The organism is Neorhizobium sp. T7_12 (assembly GCF_002968535.1).
Lineage (GTDB): Bacteria > Pseudomonadota > Alphaproteobacteria > Rhizobiales > Rhizobiaceae > Neorhizobium > Neorhizobium tomejilense.
On record NZ_PVBK01000018.1, the window covers coordinates 16128 to 32223 of the forward strand.

The 16096-nt window shown below is 62.5% G+C and carries 20 protein-coding genes; 17 read left to right on the top strand and 3 right to left on the bottom strand.

Annotated elements, in window-relative coordinates:
- The first annotated feature begins 36 nt into the window (after positions 1-36).
- The 6 genes from C5J26_RS26295 to C5J26_RS26320 all read left to right on the top strand — a co-directional run bounded on the left by C5J26_RS26295 (position 37) and on the right by C5J26_RS26320 (position 5147).
- On the top strand, positions 37-1548 hold the full coding sequence (locus C5J26_RS26295; RefSeq protein WP_105404454.1) for a UbiD family decarboxylase: 1512 nt from the start codon (positions 37-39) through the stop codon (positions 1546-1548).
- An 81-nt stretch (positions 1549-1629) separates the two neighbouring features.
- Complete coding sequence (ric, locus tag C5J26_RS26300) at positions 1630-2292, top strand: iron-sulfur cluster repair di-iron protein (protein WP_105404455.1); 663 nt, start codon at positions 1630-1632, stop codon at positions 2290-2292.
- 54 nt (positions 2293-2346) lie between these two features.
- Positions 2347-2622, top strand: coding sequence for a DUF6522 family protein (locus C5J26_RS26305; protein ID WP_038546230.1), 276 nt, complete (start codon positions 2347-2349; stop codon positions 2620-2622).
- 109 nt (positions 2623-2731) lie between these two features.
- Positions 2732-3241, top strand: coding sequence for an SCP2 domain-containing protein (locus C5J26_RS26310; RefSeq protein WP_105404527.1), 510 nt, complete (start codon positions 2732-2734; stop codon positions 3239-3241).
- Positions 3232-4209: a peptidase U32 family protein gene (locus C5J26_RS26315; protein WP_105404456.1), complete on the top strand. Its 978-nt coding sequence runs from the start codon at positions 3232-3234 to the stop codon at positions 4207-4209. The genes C5J26_RS26310 and C5J26_RS26315 overlap by 10 nt, the downstream gene beginning before the upstream one ends.
- Before the next feature lie 2 nt (positions 4210-4211).
- Positions 4212-5147, top strand: a complete 936-nt coding sequence (locus C5J26_RS26320) for a U32 family peptidase (RefSeq protein WP_371681953.1) — start codon at positions 4212-4214, stop codon at positions 5145-5147.
- A 20-nt stretch (positions 5148-5167) separates the two neighbouring features.
- Here C5J26_RS26320 and C5J26_RS26325 read toward each other — a convergent pair whose 3' ends face one another.
- Together C5J26_RS26325 and C5J26_RS26330 are read right to left on the bottom strand one after the other, a co-directional pair.
- Complete coding sequence (locus tag C5J26_RS26325; RefSeq protein WP_105404458.1) at positions 5168-5851, bottom strand: NnrU family protein; 684 nt, start codon at positions 5849-5851, stop codon at positions 5168-5170.
- 10 nt (positions 5852-5861) lie between these two features.
- Positions 5862-6017 (bottom strand): hypothetical protein, encoded by a 156-nt coding sequence (locus C5J26_RS26330; RefSeq protein ID WP_167551678.1) that lies wholly within the window; start codon positions 6015-6017, stop codon positions 5862-5864.
- 121 nt (positions 6018-6138) lie between these two features.
- On the opposite strand from C5J26_RS26330, the gene C5J26_RS26335 reads away from it, so the two are divergent.
- From C5J26_RS26335 to C5J26_RS26360, 6 genes are all read left to right on the top strand, one after another.
- The gene (locus C5J26_RS26335; RefSeq protein WP_105404459.1) at positions 6139-6684 is read left to right on the top strand and encodes a cytochrome c oxidase subunit 3; all 546 of its coding nucleotides are present in this window, start codon (positions 6139-6141) and stop codon (positions 6682-6684) included.
- A 9-nt stretch (positions 6685-6693) separates the two neighbouring features.
- Positions 6694-6966, top strand: coding sequence for a cytochrome C oxidase subunit IV family protein (locus tag C5J26_RS26340; protein WP_105404460.1), 273 nt, complete (start codon positions 6694-6696; stop codon positions 6964-6966).
- A 253-nt stretch (positions 6967-7219) separates the two neighbouring features.
- A complete protein-coding gene (locus C5J26_RS26345) occupies positions 7220-7672 on the top strand; it encodes a c-type cytochrome (protein ID WP_105404461.1) in 453 nt (150 codons plus the stop codon).
- A gap of 22 nt (positions 7673-7694) precedes the next feature.
- Entirely contained in the window at positions 7695-9041 is a 1347-nt protein-coding gene (locus tag C5J26_RS26350; RefSeq protein ID WP_105404462.1) for a cbb3-type cytochrome c oxidase subunit I, read from the top strand.
- 75 nt (positions 9042-9116) lie between these two features.
- Complete coding sequence (locus tag C5J26_RS26355) at positions 9117-9923, top strand: CbbQ/NirQ/NorQ/GpvN family protein (RefSeq protein WP_105404528.1); 807 nt, start codon at positions 9117-9119, stop codon at positions 9921-9923.
- Positions 9924-9932: 9 nt separating this feature from the next.
- A complete protein-coding gene (locus C5J26_RS26360) occupies positions 9933-11831 on the top strand; it encodes a nitric oxide reductase activation protein NorD (RefSeq protein WP_105404529.1) in 1899 nt (632 codons plus the stop codon).
- A gap of 65 nt (positions 11832-11896) precedes the next feature.
- On the opposite strand, the gene hemN is transcribed toward C5J26_RS26360, so the two are convergent.
- The gene (hemN, locus tag C5J26_RS26365) at positions 11897-13249 is read right to left on the bottom strand and encodes an oxygen-independent coproporphyrinogen III oxidase (protein ID WP_105404530.1); all 1353 of its coding nucleotides are present in this window, start codon (positions 13247-13249) and stop codon (positions 11897-11899) included.
- 200 nt (positions 13250-13449) lie between these two features.
- On the opposite strand from hemN, the gene C5J26_RS26370 reads away from it, so the two are divergent.
- From C5J26_RS26370 to C5J26_RS26390, 5 genes are read left to right on the top strand one after another with little or no spacing between them, the layout of a single operon-like run.
- A complete protein-coding gene (locus C5J26_RS26370; protein ID WP_038546255.1) occupies positions 13450-13719 on the top strand; it encodes a DUF2249 domain-containing protein in 270 nt (89 codons plus the stop codon).
- A gap of 12 nt (positions 13720-13731) precedes the next feature.
- The gene (locus tag C5J26_RS26375) at positions 13732-15090 is read left to right on the top strand and encodes a hypothetical protein (protein WP_105404463.1); all 1359 of its coding nucleotides are present in this window, start codon (positions 13732-13734) and stop codon (positions 15088-15090) included.
- Complete coding sequence (locus tag C5J26_RS26380; protein WP_105404464.1) at positions 15087-15608, top strand: DUF2249 domain-containing protein; 522 nt, start codon at positions 15087-15089, stop codon at positions 15606-15608. The genes C5J26_RS26375 and C5J26_RS26380 overlap by 4 nt, the downstream gene beginning before the upstream one ends.
- Entirely contained in the window at positions 15601-15897 is a 297-nt protein-coding gene (locus tag C5J26_RS26385; RefSeq protein WP_105404465.1) for a metal-sulfur cluster assembly factor, read from the top strand. The genes C5J26_RS26380 and C5J26_RS26385 overlap by 8 nt, the downstream gene beginning before the upstream one ends.
- Complete coding sequence (locus C5J26_RS26390; RefSeq protein ID WP_105404466.1) at positions 15894-16094, top strand: hypothetical protein; 201 nt, start codon at positions 15894-15896, stop codon at positions 16092-16094. Before C5J26_RS26385 ends, C5J26_RS26390 begins: the two co-directional genes overlap by 4 nt.
- The last annotated feature ends 2 nt before the right edge of the window (positions 16095-16096 follow it).

Below are 16096 nucleotides of genomic sequence, written 5' to 3' on the forward strand. Positions count from 1 at the left end.
CAAAGACAGCCGCTTCTTTCTTCTCAATCTGGGGACATGAAAGCAGATGCCACAATTCCCCGCCACTACGGCAATCTCCAGGATTTCGTAGTCCTTCTGGAAAGCAGGGGGCGGCTGAAGCGGATTTCGCAGCCCGTTTCGCTGGTCCATGAGATCACCGAGATCCACCGCAGGGTCCTTGTGGAAGAAGGGCCGGCGCTGCTCTTCGAAAAGCCGGTCGATGCCCGCGGCAATACCCTGGCAATCCCGCTCGTCGCCAACCTGTTCGGAACCCGCGAGAGAATAGAGTGGGGCCTTGGGCTCGGAGCCGGCGGCATAACGGGGCTTGCCGATTTCCTGAGCGAGTTGCGCGAGCCGCGACCACCGAGATCGATGCTCGACGCATGGCGAAAACTTCCGCAGCTAAGGGCGGCGCTCTCGCTGAACCCTCGCTCGGTCTCGCACCCGTCGTGCCAGGAGATCGTCTGGCAAGGCGCCGATATCGATCTCGACCGGCTGCCGATCCAGTCCTGCTGGCCCGGCGAGCCCGCCCCCCTCGTGACCTGGCCGCTGGTGATCACCCAGGCGCCGGACGATCCGGCGGATGTCAATGTCGGCGTCTACCGGATGCAGAAGCTCGGTAAGGACCGGCTGATCATGCGCTGGCTCGCTCATCGTGGCGGTGCAAGGCACCACAGGATGTGGCAGGCGCTCGGCCGCGACATGCCGGTGGCGGTCGTTGTCGGCGCCGACCCGGCGACAATCCTCGCCGCCGTCATGCCGCTGCCGGACAAAATGAGCGAACTGAATTTTGCCGGCGTCCTGAAAGGCAGGCGTCAGGCGGTTGCGCCCGCCATTTCCGTACCGCTCCCCGTTCCCGCGGAGGCCGAGATCGTCCTCGAGGGCACGATTTCCGCTACGGAGATGGCGGACGAGGGACCTTATGGCGATCACACCGGCTATTACAACGCCGTCGAGAGCTTCCCGGTGCTTTCCCTTTCGGCGATCACGATGCGCCGCAATCCGGTTTATCTCTCCACCTATACCGGACGACCGCCGGACGAGCCGTCGAGGCTCGGCGAAGCCATGAACGAGATTTTCATCCCGCTGGTCAGGCGCCAGTTCCCGGAGATCCAGGATCTTTGGCTGCCACCGGAAGCCTGTTCCTATCGAACCATGGTGGTGTCGATCGACAAGCGTTATCCGGGCCATGCCCGACGGATCATGATGGGCCTCTGGTCCATGCTGCCGCAGTTCAGCTACACCAAGCTGATCATCGTGGTCGATCCCGACATCGATGTCCGCAGCTGGCCGGACATCATGTGGGCGATTTCCACCCGTTTCGATGCCGGCCGCGACCTCATGGTCGCAGACAACACGCCGATCGACTACCTCGACTTCGCCTCTCCGCGGCCAGGCCTCGGCGGCAAGCTTGGGCTGGATGCCACGACCAAGATCGGTTCCGAGACGGCTCGGGAATGGGGCCGGGTTCTCGAAATGTCCCCCGAAATCATCGCGAAGGTCGACCGGATATGGGCATCGCTCGGTCTCGACGAGGCCTTGCCATGACAAGTCATTTGCAGAGCGCCGAGCCGCAAAAGCTATCGCCGGCAATACAATCCTGAAATTATCATCGACGAGGAGTACATCATGACCGAAATTGCCCCAGACACGACAGTCGCAGCGATCGCCACGGAACTGCCGGGAGCCGCTGAGCTCTTCCGCCGTCACGGCATCAGCTTCTGCTGCGGCGGCGACATACCGCTCTCCATGGCCGCCGAACAGGCGGGTCTCGCGCCGGCCGCGCTGATCGCCGATCTCAAGGCCCTCCAACAGGCATCGGGACGGGATGCGCCGCAGGAAACGCTGGCATTGATCTCGCACATTCTCACGAGATATCACGCCGCCCATCGCGAGGAACTGGGTTGGCTCATTCCACTCGCTCAGAAAGTCGAGCGGGTGCACGGCAACCATCCTTCCGCCCCGATCGGCCTTTCCGGGACATTGGCACAGCTCCGCGATGAACTGGAAAGCCATATGATCAAGGAGGAGCAGGTGCTCTTTCCGATGATGCAGCACGGCGGCAGCCGAATGATTGCCCACCCGATCGCCGAAATGCGAAACGAACACGAAGACGAAGCGCAGCATCTGCAGACGATCGAGCACGTGACGCGCGGCCTCGCCCTGCCCGAAGGTGCCTGCAGATCCTGGACGGCGCTCTATACAGGGCTGCGCAAATTCACCGACGATCTCGTCGTCCATATGCATCTCGAAAACGAAGTGCTGTTTCCAAGATTTCAATCGGTGTCGTAGAAGGTGGAGAAAGCGGCAAACCTTGCCGCAACATTATCGGCCTGAGGAAGAGCGATGCATATCGAACGCGACCCGAACGGCGACTTCATCCTGGAATCCGGTGAGATTGCCGGTCGGTTCGGGCTGTCTCGCGACGATTTCCGGCAGAGAATCCGCCAGGGTCTCGTGACAAGCACGGTCGAGCGTGGCGAAGCCGAGGATATCGGAACGTCCCGCCTGAGCGTTCGTCTCGGAAACCGGGTCTGGCGCGCCGTCCTCAACAACGAAGGCGAGGTTCAGAACGAGGCCGTGACATTCGTTCGTGGGAGAGGCCGATCCGGCGGATCCTGACGCCGATCGCGGGCCTTTCAAAGAACCATCGTTCCTCTTTGCGCTGGCTCAAGCACGGCCGCTCCCACAATCGATAGCCTGTGCCTGCATTTCAGCAGGACGCATGAACATGGAATTTCCCCGCGCACTCGCCATCCCCTTGGCCTACATGCCGCTTGCCGCGATCGAGCGAGCGGCAGGGCTGCTGTTTCAGCGCGTCCTGAAAGAACATCCCGACCTGTTCGAACGGCTGGGCGAGTACAAGTCGAAACGTTTTGCTTTTCTTCCGAGCGACCTGCCTCTCGCCTTCATCGTGGAGCCGGCCGGGCCATCCATCCGCGTCACGCGGAAACAGGCGATGCAGGACCTCGCCGATGCCTCCGTCGAAGGGCCGCTCTTCCTGCTGCTTGCCCTGCTCGAAGGCCGCTGCGATGCCGACGCGCTGTTCTTCTCTCGCGATCTCTCCGTCACCGGCGACATGGAAGCCATGCTTGCGATGCGCAATGCGCTCGATGGCGCCGACATCGATCTGCCGCGCGACCTGTCGAGGCTTGCCGGTCCTCTCGCACCCCTCTTCGGAAAGATGGGCCGGGATATCCGCCGCCGCGCACTGAGCGACGAGACCTCCCAATGGAACTGATCTGCCCCGCCGGGACGCCGGCGGCCTTTCGCGAAGCCGTCGACGCAGGAGCCGACGCCGTTTATTGCGGCTTCCGCGACGAAACCAATGCCCGCAATTTTCCCGGCCTCAACTTCAGCCGCCAGGAATTGCGCGAGGCGATCGCCTATGCCCGCCGGCATGGCACCCAGACCTTCGTCGCCCTCAACACCTTCATGCGCGCCGGAGACGAGGAGATCTGGTACCGCGCCGCCGCCGATGCCGTTGCTCTTAAAGCTGACGCGCTGATCCTTGCCGATTTCGGGCTTATGGCACATGTGGCCGAACGTTATCCCGAGCAGCGGCTGCATGTCTCGGTGCAGGCCTCCGCCTCGAACGTCGATGCGATCAACTTCCTCGTCGATGCCTTCCATGCTAAGCGGATCGTCCTGCCGCGAACGCTCACCATCGCCGACATCGCCCGCATCGCGCCGCAGATCCGCTGCGAGATCGAGGTCTTCGTCTTCGGCGGGCTCTGCGTCATGGCCGAGGGCCGCTGTTCGCTCTCCTCCTATGCGACGGGGAAGTCGCCCAACATGAACGGAGTCTGCTCGCCGGCGAGCCATGTGCGCTATCGCCAGGAGGGCACGGAACTGGTGTCCGAACTCGGCGACTACACGATCAACCGCTTCCCAGCCGGCGAAGCGGCCGGTTACCCCACCCTGTGCAAGGGTCGTTTCGATATCGCCGACAGCCCCGCCTACGCATTCGAAGACCCGGTTTCCCTGGATGTCATGGGCGAGATCGACGCGCTTTCGGCAGCGGGCGTCAGCGCCCTGAAGATCGAAGGCCGCCAGCGCGGCAAGGCCTATGTCGCCGAAGTGGTCTCGATCCTGAAAAAGGCCCTGTCGGCCGGACCGGAGCAACGAACGGCGCTGCTGATGCGCCTGCGTGGCCTCAGCGAAGGCCAGAAGACCACATCGGGCGCCTATGAGAAGCGCTGGAGATGAACATGCACCGCACCACCTCGCCCTCCCTGACGATGGGGCCCGTCTATTATCTCTGGGACGGCCCCAAATGGCGCGATTTTCATTTTCGTATCGCCGACGAGGCGCCGGTAGAACGCGTGGTGATCGGCGAAACCGTCTGTTCCAAGCGGCAGCATTTCATCGAACCGCATATCGCCGAGGTGATCGAGAGACTGGAAGCCGCGGGCAAGACCGTAGTCCTCTCGACGCTGTCGCTCGTCACCCTGGAGCGCGAAAGCCGGCAGATCCGGGATCTCGTCGCCGACAGCGAACATGCAATCGAGGCCAACGACCTCTCCGCTCTCGGATTGCTGAACGGCAAGCCCCACAGCATCGGCCCATTGGTCAACGTCTACAACGCGCCGACGGCCAGGCTGCTCGCCGGCCGGGGGGCGACCAGCATCTGCCTGCCGCCGGAATTGCCCTTCACATCGGTCGAGAAGATCGTCGCCGACGCGCCCGCAATCGCATTCGAGGTCTTCGCCTTCGGCCGCATGCCGCTCGCCATCTCGGCGCGATGCGCTCATGCGAGATCCAAGGGCAAGATCAAGGACAATTGCCAGTTCGTCTGCGGCGAAGATCCGGACGGCCTGCCGGTGAACACCCTTGACCGGCAATCCTTCCTCGCGCTCAACGGCGTGCAGACCGTGTCCCTCACCTGCCAGGCCCTGCTGGGCGAGCTCGCCGGCCTGGCCGCATGCGGCATCTCGGCGGTCCGCCTGTCGCCGCAGGACTGCGACATGGTGGCGGTCGCAAAGCTCTACCGCGCCGTGCTCGATAACGCATTGGACGCGGACGAGGCGATCATGCTGCTGCGCGAAATCTATCCCACCGCCGCTTTGTCGAACGGTTTTCATCATGCCCGCGAAGGTGCCGCATGGGTCGCGCGTGCCCGCGACACGGCTCATGGTCGAACGTGAGCACTTGCCTCGCGAGGCGATCAGGCACCAAAAAACAGGAGCGGATCCGCGCCCACCAAAACCGCATGTCCCCCGCCGAGAAGCCAGACGAGCAACGCTGCCGCGCAAAGCGCAGCGGCGGCGATCGGCATATCTACTGTAATTTCAGCCTTACCATTGATCGCCGCGGCGAACGGAATGACGGAAGTCTGCGACGAGGCCACCGGCCAGGCGGGGCCTAGCGATCGACGTGCCCTCTTTTCGAGCATGAACAAGCCGCCGGCGGAAAAGGCGGCGAAGCCGCCGAACAGAAGCAGCGAACGCAGATCGCCGTTCGCAGGAATGTGCCCGACCGACCAGCAGAGAAAACCCCAGAGAACCGGATGGCGCGTGACGGACACGATCGCATCCGGCTCGCCTCCCTTACGGAAGGAAATCGAGAAGGGATTGCGGCTGAACAGGCCGGCAAGAACCAGGAAGAGCCCGATCGGCGATAGCACGAAGGCAGGCCAGGCCTGCCACGGCCTCGGTTGCCAGATTTCCACGTAGTCGAGGCGCAGAGCGGACAGGAAGAGCCAGGCCAGGGCCGCGGTGGAAACGACGGAATAGGCGGCGATATAGCCTCCATACCCCATCCACCCGATCAGCGCGCCGCGGATCTTCGGGACTGCCGGGATGGAATGCAGGGCGATGAAGGCCGCAAAAGCCAGCAGGAACTGCGTCATCACACGGCCGCTACTGTTGCCAGAAAAGAACGCCCGCAATGGCCACGGAAAAGACGACCGCCGCCAGCGAGCTGTAGCCCTGCAGGACACCCATCCGCTTCAGGGCGATGGCGAATATGACAATGATCGGGGCGGCCATCAGAAGGCCGACTTGTGCATCAGACATGGCAAATCCTTGGTTTGCCGTCATCCTACCCCCTCTATCTGCCGTTTCTTTGCGATATGACAAAGAGCCGGATCTGTATTGCCTCCATTTTCCGGGACGGAAGAATACCGGAGGTTTCGGAATGGCGGCAATCTCGACCAGCGAAGAGAGGGATGAAGGCGGCGACCTTCTTCTCTGGGTGCTCGTCTGGGGCGAACTCGCGGCGTTCGGCATCCTGCTGACCGGCTATGTCGTCATGTCCATGCTGCACCCGGAAAGTTTTACGCTCGCAAAGCTCCATCTCGCGCCGCGGCTGGCGGGGCTCAACACGGTCGTGCTGCTGGCGAGCAGCTGGCAGGCGGCGCTTGCCGCCAACTCCCAGGGAAAACCTCGCCGGCAGCGCCTGTTCCTGCTCGGCGCGGCATTGTTGGGATTCCTCTTCGTCGCCCTCAAATTCGCCGAGTACAGTTCCGAATGGACGGCGGCAGGGGACGAGAACCTGCAGACTTTTTTCGAACTCTACTTCCTCATCACCGGCTTCCACCTCGCCCATGTCGCGTTCGTTGCCGTCCTCTTCGTATTGGCGGCGATCAGGCTGGAGCGGTCGACGATCGTCACGCTGACGACCATCTGGCACGTCATCGACATCGTCTGGCTGGTGATGTTCCCCCTGATCTATCTGGGCTAGGAGGCCGGAATGGACGATTCGAAACTCTTCGGCAGCGCCAACTGGATCATGGTGCTCGGCATCGTCGGCGCATTGATCGCCGCGCAATGGAAGCATGAGGTGATACCGGCGGCAGCACTTGTCGTCATCCTCGTCATGACCATCGCCAAGATACGGCTCATCGTGCTCGACTTCATGGACCTGCGGGGGATGCGGCCCAACCTGGCTCGCGCGCTGATGATCTGGCCGATCTTCTTCTCTGCCCTGTCGCTGGGCAAGGTCGTACTGGCCACCCTTCTCTAGGGCCACGCCCTTTCCTTCGACGCGGCAATCGCCTGACCTCGGGCAAATACGTCGTTGTCCCTTGCCGGCACAAGGAAAGCAGATGCTTACCCTTAGAAAAACAGCGGACTTCGCGGGCAACGCTTTTTTGTTTGGTAAATCGCAAAGAACGCTTCCGGAAAGCCGCTCATAGGAGCTTCACGGGTCATCGTCCGCGTTCGCGGATGTGGCCCCGCAGCAACCCGCAAGGCATCCGCACAAAGGGGACATGAGGATGGCAGAACGCCTCACAAAGACCGGGGCACGTAACGTCTTTTACGGCGGCTCCGCGTTCTTCTTCGCAATCTTTCTCGGGCTTACCGCCCACAGTCACTACTACATGCGAACCACGTCCACGGACGAAGCCACGCTCTCGGATTCCGTCGGGCGAGGCAAACACGTCTGGGAAAAGAACGCCTGTATCAACTGCCATACGATACTCGGGGAAGGCGCCTATTTCGCTCCCGAGGTCGGCAATGTGTGGAAGCGCTGGGGCGGCGATACCGATCCGGACACAGCCCGCGCGACGCTGAAGGCCTGGATGGCCGCGCAACCGAGCGGCATCGAAGGCAGGCGGCAGATGCCGCAGTTCAACCTGACGGAACGGGAACTCGAAGATCTGGCCAACTTCCTCGAATGGACGAGCAGGATCAAGACCCAGAACTGGCCGCCGAACGATGCCGGCTGATCTCACGGGAAGGGAAAAACACATGAAATATCAAACCCAGAAGGTCGCGATGCTGTATTTTTACGGCGCGCTCGGCCTGTTCATCGCCCAGGTCCTGTTCGGCGTTCTGGCGGGGACGATCTACGTCCTGCCGAACACGCTTTCGGAACTGCTGCCCTTCAACATCGTGCGGATGGTCCACACCAATGCGCTCATCGTCTGGCTGCTGATGGGCTTCATGGGCTCGACCTACTACCTGCTGCCCGAGGAGGCCGAAACGGAGCTGTTCAGCACCAGGATCGCGGTTGCCCAGTTCTGGCTTTTCCTCGTCGCGGCGGCGATCGCCGTGGTCGGTTATCTGTTCCACTATCATGAAGGCCGCGAGTTTCTGGAACAGCCGTTCCTCATCAAGGTCGGCATCGTCATCGTCGCCCTGATGTTCCTGTTCAACATCACGCTCACGGTGCTCAAGGGCCGCAAGACGGTCGTCACCAACATCCTGATCTTCGGCCTCTGGGGTGTTGCGATCTTCTTCCTGTTCGCCTTCTACAACCCGGTCAACCTGGCGCTCGACAAGATGTACTGGTGGTATGTCGTCCATCTCTGGGTCGAGGGCGTCTGGGAACTGATCATGGCCTCGGTGCTGGCTTTCCTGATGATCAAGCTGAACGGCATCGACCGCGAAGTGGTCGAAAAATGGCTCTACGTGATCGTTGGCCTTGCCCTCTTCTCCGGCATTCTCGGCACCGGCCACCATTTCTACTGGATCGGCGCCCCCGGCTACTGGCAGTGGATCGGCTCGCTCTTCTCCACCCTGGAAGTGGCGCCCTTCTTCACCATGGTCGTCTTCACTTTCGTGATGACCTGGAAGGCCGGGCGCAAGCATGCGAACCGCGCCGCACTTCTCTGGTCGATCGGCTGCTCGGTCATGGCCTTTTTCGGCGCGGGCGTCTGGGGCTTCCTGCACACGCTGTCTTCGGTCAACTATTATACCCACGGCACCCAGCTCACCGCCGCCCACGGCCACCTCGCCTTCTTCGGCGCTTACGTCATGCTGAACCTTGCCGTCATGGCATACGCCGTGCCGGAACTTCGGGGCCGCAGCCCTTATAACCAGTGGCTTTCGATGGTCAGCTTCTGGATCATGTGCACGGCGATGTCGGTCATGACCTTCGCGCTGACCTTCGCCGGCGTCCTTCAGGTGCACCTGCAGCGCGTCCTCGGCGAAAGCTTCATGGATGTCCAGGATCAGCTGGCGATCTTCTATTGGGTCCGGCTCGGATCGGGCGTCTTCGTGCTCATCTCGGCGCTGATGTTCCTCTGGGCCCTGTTCGTCCCGGGCCGCGAACGGCGACCCGCCGGGACGCCAAGCATCCAGCCGGCCGAATGATGCAGCGCGGCTCCGTCTTCTCCCGACGGAGCCGCGTTCCTCCATCCCTCCAAAGGTCAGGACATTCCGATGACCATGATTTCCACGATAAAGCCGGTCGAGGCCGGACCAATCCCGCACTACATTCCCGCAGGCAACGAATGCGAGTTGTTCGAAACGGCCTGGAAGCGGCAGCTTCCGCTTCTCCTGAAAGGTCCGACCGGTTGCGGAAAGACCCGCTTCGTTTGCCACATGGCCGAGCGTCTCGGACTGCCGCTTGCGACCGTTTCCTGCCATGACGATCTGGCTGCCGCCGATCTGACCGGCCGGTTCCTCCTGAAAGGCGGCGAAACCATCTGGGTGGACGGCCCCCTGACGAAGGCGGTGCGCGGCGGCGGCATCTGCTATCTCGACGAAATCGTCGAAGCGCGGAAGGATGTCGCCGTCGTCATCCACCCCTTGACCGACGATCGCCGTATCCTGCCGCTCGAAAGAACGGGTGAGGTGTTGGAGGCGCCGCCGGAGTTCATGCTGGTCGTCTCCTACAACCCCGGCTACCAGAACATCCTCAAGGCATTGAAGCCTTCGACCAAGCAGCGTTTCGTCGCCATCGAATTCGACTTCCTTCCCCGGGGACAGGAAGTGGCGATCGTCGCCGCCGAAAGCGGCCTTTCCGAGCGCCATGTCGTGCCGCTGGTAAATCTCGCCCATCGCCTGCGCGCCTTGAAGGGACACGACCTGGAGGAGGGCGTTTCGACGCGCCTGCTCGTTTACTGCGCCACGCTGATCGAAAGCGGGCTCGATCCGCGCCATGCTATTCGGGCTGCCATGATCGAGCCGTTGACCGACGATCCGGATGTACGTGCGGCGCTGATCGAGGTGGCGAATGCCGTGGTTGCCTGAGGTGCTATGATGCTGGATTTTCTCGAGTTGGAAGAAACCGTCGGCAAGGCCTGGCATCGCCTGGTCGGCCAGACACGAAGCCTGCCGCGTTATCCCGAGCATGCAGTGACGCTGGACGAGATAAAACCCGTCCTCGCATCCTGCTTCCGCGGCTTCGGAGGCGATCACGCAATCCAGCTCGTGGCAGCCCATCAGCGCACGTCGAAACATCGCCTGAAGCTTCGCCAGCTTGTGGGGCTCGGCGAGGAGCGGATTGCCCGCTCCGGCCGGGATTTCGCCCGCGCAATGCTGCCTGATGTCATCGACTTCTTTCCGGACCGCAGCCTGAACCGGGCATTGTACGTCTGGTTGACGGCGGCAATCGCTACATTGCCCGAAGCCCGGCCAGCCTCGCCGGATCCCCTCGCACGGGATCTCGAGCGGCTGCATATGGCAATCTCCAATGTGGACGACACGCTTGCCGCATTTCCCGGCCTGCGTCCGGTCTATCGAAATTTATGTCAGGTAACGCTTACCGAGCGTCGCCGCGGCAGGCTTCCCTCGGTGGAACGGTTGCTGGAAAGCAGGATCATCAGCCTGCTGCGGGCAGGCGCCTGCCTGCCGGACGATACCCCGAGCGCGATCTTCCCGCGTCATGCCCCACCCGGCTACCAGCCTATGATGGACGTGCCGCTCTGGCCGGAATTCTTGTCCCATGAGAAAAGCCGTTCTTCGGCGGAGGATTCAGAACCCCCGCTCGGCGATCCGCAGGGACCGACTGGCAAGAGAAGATCCAGCGCGCAGCGCGAGCGGGAAGACGAGAAGCGCTCCGAACGGAGCCCGTTCATCCTCAACCGCTTCGAGAAAATCCTGGCGATGACGGAAATGGTCAATGTCGACCGGCCGACCGACGACAAGCCCGAGGAAGATGGCAAGGCCGCCGAGGATCTCGACGAGATGGTCCTCGGGCGTCGCAAGGAACGCCCCTCCTCGCGTTTCCACTTCGATCTCGACCTTCCGCCCGAAATGGTCGACCTGAAGGAAATCGCCGCCGAGCTGACCTATCCCGAATGGGATTACCGAAAGGCCACCTATCTGAAGAACCATTGCCGGGTCCTCGCCGTCCCGACCTCGGCAAGCGGCGACCGCCTCGAGATATCGGAGGATACGAAGGCTCTGACGAGGAAGGTGCGCAAGCAGTTCGAGATCCTGCGGCCGCGCCAGGAAATGCTCAAATCGCAGCTCGACGGCGTGGAGCTCGATCTCGATGCCGTCGTCCGGCGCCGGACCGATCTCCTGGCCGGGGGGCAGGCGACCGACCGTATCCACGTGGCAAGCCGGCAGCGCGCGCCCGATCTTGCCGTCACCATTCTCGTCGACGTCTCCCTCTCGACCGACGCCTGGATCGACAACCGGCGGGTTCTGGATGTCGAGAAGGAGGCGCTTCTCGTCCTCGCGCAGGGCCTGGCCGCCTGCGGCACGGATCACTCGATCCTCACCTTCACCTCCCGGCGCCGCTCCTGGGTAAGGGTCGAGACCGTGAAAGGCTTCGACCAGCGGCTTTCTCCGGTTGTCGAGGATCGGATCGCCGGCCTGAAACCCGGATATTACACCCGCCTCGGAGCAGCGCTGCGGCACGCCACGGCGGACCTCGCAAAACGCCCTAACCGGACCCGGCTGCTTCTCGTGCTGACCGACGGCAAGCCCAACGACATCGACCACTACGAGGGGCGTTTCGCGATGGAAGACAGCCGCCGCGCCGTGCAGGAAGCAAGGCGCCTTGGCGTCAACGTCTTCGCCGTGACGGTGGACAAGGATGCGAAATCCTATCTGCCGACGATGTTCGGACGCAACGGTTATGCGGTTGTCGGAGATATTTCAAAGCTTCCGGCGGCTCTGCCCGCCATCTATCGCGGCCTGACGGGATAGGGGAGCCCGGCCGCATGGAGGTCCGGCTCGGCGGATTGCCGGACCTCTATTTCCCGTTCTGGACCCTATGCCGCCTTGCTGAACGACCTGCCGCTTCTGTTCAGATAGGCATCGAATGCAGAGGCCGCGGCCCTGACGATGAACCGGTGATCCTCCGAGACGCGGATGATGCCGCCCCGGCGTTCGATCAGGCCGTCTCGTTCCAGCTCATCGAGCCGATCGTTGTCCCGCAGCAGAAGCTCGGCATCGAAGCCGTGCGCCGCCGCAAGGGACGCAACATCCACCGCAAAGTCGCACATCAGCCTTTCGATCACCTCGCCGCGCAGACGGTCTTCCGGTGTGAGGCGGTAACCCTTGGCGACCGGCAGTTCGCCTTTCGACACCCGGGTCGCATAGAGGCCCGGCGGAACCTCGTTCTGGATATACCCTTGCGGCAACCGGCCGATCGACGACGCCCCGAGGCCGATCAGGGCGTCGCAGGCGTCCGTCGTGTATCCTTGGAAATTCCGGTGCAGCCGGCCTTCGGCCTGCGCCAGCGAGAGTTCGTCGCCCGGCAGCGCGAAATGGTCGAGACCGATCCTGACATATCCTGCCGCCACCAGGGCATCTGATATCGCGGATGCCTGAAGCGCGCGCTCCCGTGCATCCGGAAGCGCCGCCTCGTCGATGAGCCGCTGGTGCTTCTTGAAGCTCGGGATATGCGCATAACCGAAGACGGCAAGGCGATCCGGCCGCATGCTGACAGCCGCTTCGACCGTCTCAACGCAGGATTCGACCGTCTGAAACGGCAGCCCATAGATAAGGTCGAAGTTGATCGCGTCGATATCGTTGTGGCGAAGATGCTCGACCGCATCCATCGTCGTCTCGACGCTCTGAACACGGTTGATCGCCTTCTGGACCTTCGGATCGAAGCTCTGGACCCCAAGGCTTGCGCGGGTGACGCCCGACTGGCCGAGCGCAACCGCCATCTCCCCGGTCAAGGTTCGCGGATCGATCTCAACCGCGGCATTGACGGCGCCCGCAAAACCGAGACGATCGCGAAATGCATCCATCAGCGCGATGAACTCCTCCGGCCTGATGATGGTCGGCGTGCCGCCGCCGAAGTGGATTTCCCCGACGCTGAAGCCATCGTCCCTGGCGGACGCCAGAAGCTCGATTTCCCGGTGAAGTATCTCGATATAGTCGAGAATGGGCCTGTCGCGCTCGGTGATCGTCGTGTGACAGCCGCAATACCAGCACATCGACCGACAGAAGGGGATGTGGATGTAGAGCGAGGTTGGCTGTCCTTCGGGCAACGCCTTCAGCCAGGCCGGATAGTCGAGGGCATCGAAATCCGGGCTGAAGTTCGGAGCCGTCGGATAGCTCGTGTAGCGCGGCAGCCGTGCATCGCCATATTTCTCGATTATCGCTGCTGACATGTCGGGCTCCTTTCGGTTTTCTTCAAAGAGCATTTAGCTGCCCGCCGCCGGCCTCTCTTTGTGCAAAATCAACGACAGCGTCGTCTTTCTGTAAAATATTTGTCCCGACGCAAATTCCGTCGATCGCGCCGCTGCTAACTCATCAAGGCGGCCGGGATCGGCCAGGCCGCTGCACCAGCTTGAAAGGCCCAGAACAAACCATGTCGGATATTGAGATCCCCTCCATCGACGTCAGGACGCTCGCTCCCGCCGAACGTCACCCGAAGATTTTTGGCGTGCTGACGTCCCTCATCCCCGGTGGCGTCATGCATGTCACCAGCGACCATGATCCGCGGCCGCTGCACTACCAGATCGAGAGCCGGTATCCGGAAGAATTCGACTGGCAATATCTCGAACAGGGGCCGGATGTCTGGCGCGTCGAAATCCAGCGGGCGCAAAGCTCCGGCTGCGACTGCTGCTGCGGTCATTGAAAGACGAAAGCCATGCCCGGCGCCACTCTCTCCCCCTGGACGATGTCCTATTTCGCGACGTCGCTGGTCTGCCTGGTCGCCGGGCTGGCCTTGACTATATCGGGGTTCGGATATCCATCCGCTCCCATCGACGATCCGGTCTCGCTGGTGGTCGTCCACCTGATTGCGATCGGCTGGCTCGGTCTTCTGTTTGCCGGATCGCTGCTTCAGTTCGTGCCGGTAATCGCCTCGCGACAGTTGCAATCCCCCCATCTCGCCCGGCCCGCCTTGCTGCTGACCATGATCGGGCTCCTCCTGCTGCTCGGCGGGTTCCTGGGGCTGGCCGATCTCGTGCCCCTGTGGACATGGGCGCTGCCGGCCGGAGGCCTTCTCCTGACCGTGGCATTCGCGGGCCTCTGCTGGATGGTCGCGGGGACGCTTGCGGCAGCCCGGCCGTACTCGCTGCCGGCAAAGTTCGTCGCGCTCGGCTGCGTGCCACTGATCATTACGGCGCTGGTCGGGCTGCTGTTTGCCCTTTCCCTCTCCGGCCTCACCGATGATCCGCGTCTCGTCGGGCTGCTGCTCTCGGCCGGACCGGCGCACGCCTATCTCGGATTGTTCGGGTGGATGACCATCACCGCGATCGGCGTCAGCTATCGCCTCCTGACAATGTTCCTGCTGTCGCCCGAAAGGACGCGCGGGACAAGCCGGGCGATCGGCTGGCTATCGGCCGCCGCTCTCGTGGCCGCCGGCTGTGGCATTTTCTCCGACGGAACCGCCTTGCCCACCGACTGGCTGCTTCACCTGGCGATAGCGCTCTCGGGACTTGCCGCTCTTTTCTACGCCATCGATATCCACTCGATCTTCCGCGACCGGAAACGCAAGTCCGTGGAACTGAATGTGATGGCGAGCCTGGTGGCGATCGGCATGCTGCTCTTCTGCTTCGTTCTTTTCGCCACCTCGATCGTGATCGGCAACCCGGCCAGGATGGTGATGCCCGTTGCCTATCTCTTCACGTTCGGCTGGCTGACCGGGCTCGGCCTCGGGCAGCTTTACAAGATCGTGGCATTCATGACGTGGCTGGAGTTTTACGGCCCCGTTCTTGGCCGCACAGCCGTCCCGCGCGTCCAGGACCTCGTCAACGAGCGGCGGGCATCCCTGTGGTTCGCGCTCTATTTCACCGCGACGGCAACGGCGACCGCGGTCCTGATCCTCGACATGCCGGACATGTTCAGGGCGGCTACATCCGCTCAGCTCACGGCTGTCTGCGCTCTCGCCTTCGAGTTCATCCAGGCCCGCCGCCTTGCCATGGTCCCGGCCGCGACCCGGCTGCCATCGGTCGTCGCCGCACGGCGGCTCATCTTACCAAGCTTCAACGGGAGGTCACGATGACCCAGGAATTCAAGGAACTCGATGTCAGGCCGATCCTGAGGAACGGCGGCGAGCCTTTCGAAGCGATCATGACGGCGGTCGGAGCGCTGCAGCCCGGTCAGGGACTGAGGCTGCTTGCGCCCTTCAAGCCGCAACCGCTCTATCGCGTCATGGATGCCAGGGGCTTCGATCACGCCGTTATCGAACTCGACGGCGGGGATTTCGAGGTCCGTTTCACGCCGCGCCAGCAAGAAGCGGTCGCGCTCTCGGAAAACGCGGTCTCGCCCGAACTCTGGGCGGAGCCGTCGGTGCAGCTCGACCTTTCCGACCTTGATCCGCCGGAACCGATGCAGCGAATTCTCGGCGCGGCCGAAGCACTCGACGCGGGCGAAGTGATCTTCGCGGTGCTGGCACGCGAACCGGTCTTCCTGTTTCCGGAACTGACGCGCCGGGGCCATCAATGGGTGGGCAATTTCGATCGGGACGGCAGCGCCTACCGCATCATGATCCGTATCGGCAAAGGGGTTGCCGATGCCTGACACGTCCGAGCAGGCCAACCTGATCGAACAGGTCAGGCAACAGCTCTCCATGGTCATCGATCCGGAGATGGGACGCAGCGTCGTGGACATGGGCCTGATCTACCGCATCGAGGTGGATCAGGCCGGCGACATGCACATATCGATGACGACCACGACGAAAGGCTGCCCCGCCTCGACCTTTCTGAAGGAAGCCATCCAGGCCTGTGCCGCATCGGTTGCCGGCGTGAAGAGCGTCGAGGTGGAACTGACCTACGACCCGCCGTGGAACGCTTCGATGATGACATCATGAAGCTTCTAACGCTGATCAGGCGCTGGGGAGAGACACGGCACCACGAAAGGGCGCCGCTCGTTTCGCATGCGGGAAATGTCCGGGACAAGCGCCATGCGGTCTACGAGATGGTAGCATCCGGCGCTGCAGACGATCCGGCCTTGTTCATCATCGAGGAAATCGAGCGCCTGAGCGAGTCGATCACCCGGGAGATCTGAGG

Bases quoted from the DNA above. Each gene is read 5' to 3' on its own strand.
- C5J26_RS26360 (WP_105404529.1), top strand. From the start codon at position 9,933: ATGCTGGATTTTCTCGAGTTGGAAGAAACCGTCGGCAAGGCCTGGCAT.
- C5J26_RS26390 (WP_105404466.1), top strand. From the start codon at position 15,894: ATGAAGCTTCTAACGCTGATCAGGCGCTGGGGAGAGACACGGCACCAC.
- C5J26_RS26330 (WP_167551678.1), bottom strand. From the start codon at position 6,017: ATGTCTGATGCACAAGTCGGCCTTCTGATGGCCGCCCCGATCATTGTC.
- C5J26_RS26350 (WP_105404462.1), top strand. From the start codon at position 7,695: ATGAAATATCAAACCCAGAAGGTCGCGATGCTGTATTTTTACGGCGCG.
- C5J26_RS26340 (WP_105404460.1), top strand. From the start codon at position 6,694: ATGGACGATTCGAAACTCTTCGGCAGCGCCAACTGGATCATGGTGCTC.
- C5J26_RS26385 (WP_105404465.1), top strand. From the start codon at position 15,601: ATGCCTGACACGTCCGAGCAGGCCAACCTGATCGAACAGGTCAGGCAA.
- C5J26_RS26320 (WP_371681953.1), top strand. From the start codon at position 4,212: ATGCACCGCACCACCTCGCCCTCCCTGACGATGGGGCCCGTCTATTAT.
- C5J26_RS26305 (WP_038546230.1), top strand. From the start codon at position 2,347: ATGCATATCGAACGCGACCCGAACGGCGACTTCATCCTGGAATCCGGT.
- C5J26_RS26380 (WP_105404464.1), top strand. From the start codon at position 15,087: ATGACCCAGGAATTCAAGGAACTCGATGTCAGGCCGATCCTGAGGAAC.
- C5J26_RS26335 (WP_105404459.1), top strand. From the start codon at position 6,139: ATGGCGGCAATCTCGACCAGCGAAGAGAGGGATGAAGGCGGCGACCTT.
- C5J26_RS26310 (WP_105404527.1), top strand. From the start codon at position 2,732: ATGGAATTTCCCCGCGCACTCGCCATCCCCTTGGCCTACATGCCGCTT.
- C5J26_RS26345 (WP_105404461.1), top strand. From the start codon at position 7,220: ATGGCAGAACGCCTCACAAAGACCGGGGCACGTAACGTCTTTTACGGC.
- hemN (WP_105404530.1), bottom strand. From the start codon at position 13,249: ATGTCAGCAGCGATAATCGAGAAATATGGCGATGCACGGCTGCCGCGC.
- C5J26_RS26370 (WP_038546255.1), top strand. From the start codon at position 13,450: ATGTCGGATATTGAGATCCCCTCCATCGACGTCAGGACGCTCGCTCCC.
- C5J26_RS26295 (WP_105404454.1), top strand. From the start codon at position 37: ATGAAAGCAGATGCCACAATTCCCCGCCACTACGGCAATCTCCAGGAT.
- C5J26_RS26355 (WP_105404528.1), top strand. From the start codon at position 9,117: ATGATTTCCACGATAAAGCCGGTCGAGGCCGGACCAATCCCGCACTAC.
- C5J26_RS26375 (WP_105404463.1), top strand. From the start codon at position 13,732: ATGCCCGGCGCCACTCTCTCCCCCTGGACGATGTCCTATTTCGCGACG.
- C5J26_RS26325 (WP_105404458.1), bottom strand. From the start codon at position 5,851: ATGACGCAGTTCCTGCTGGCTTTTGCGGCCTTCATCGCCCTGCATTCC.
- ric (WP_105404455.1), top strand. From the start codon at position 1,630: ATGACCGAAATTGCCCCAGACACGACAGTCGCAGCGATCGCCACGGAA.
- C5J26_RS26315 (WP_105404456.1), top strand. From the start codon at position 3,232: ATGGAACTGATCTGCCCCGCCGGGACGCCGGCGGCCTTTCGCGAAGCC.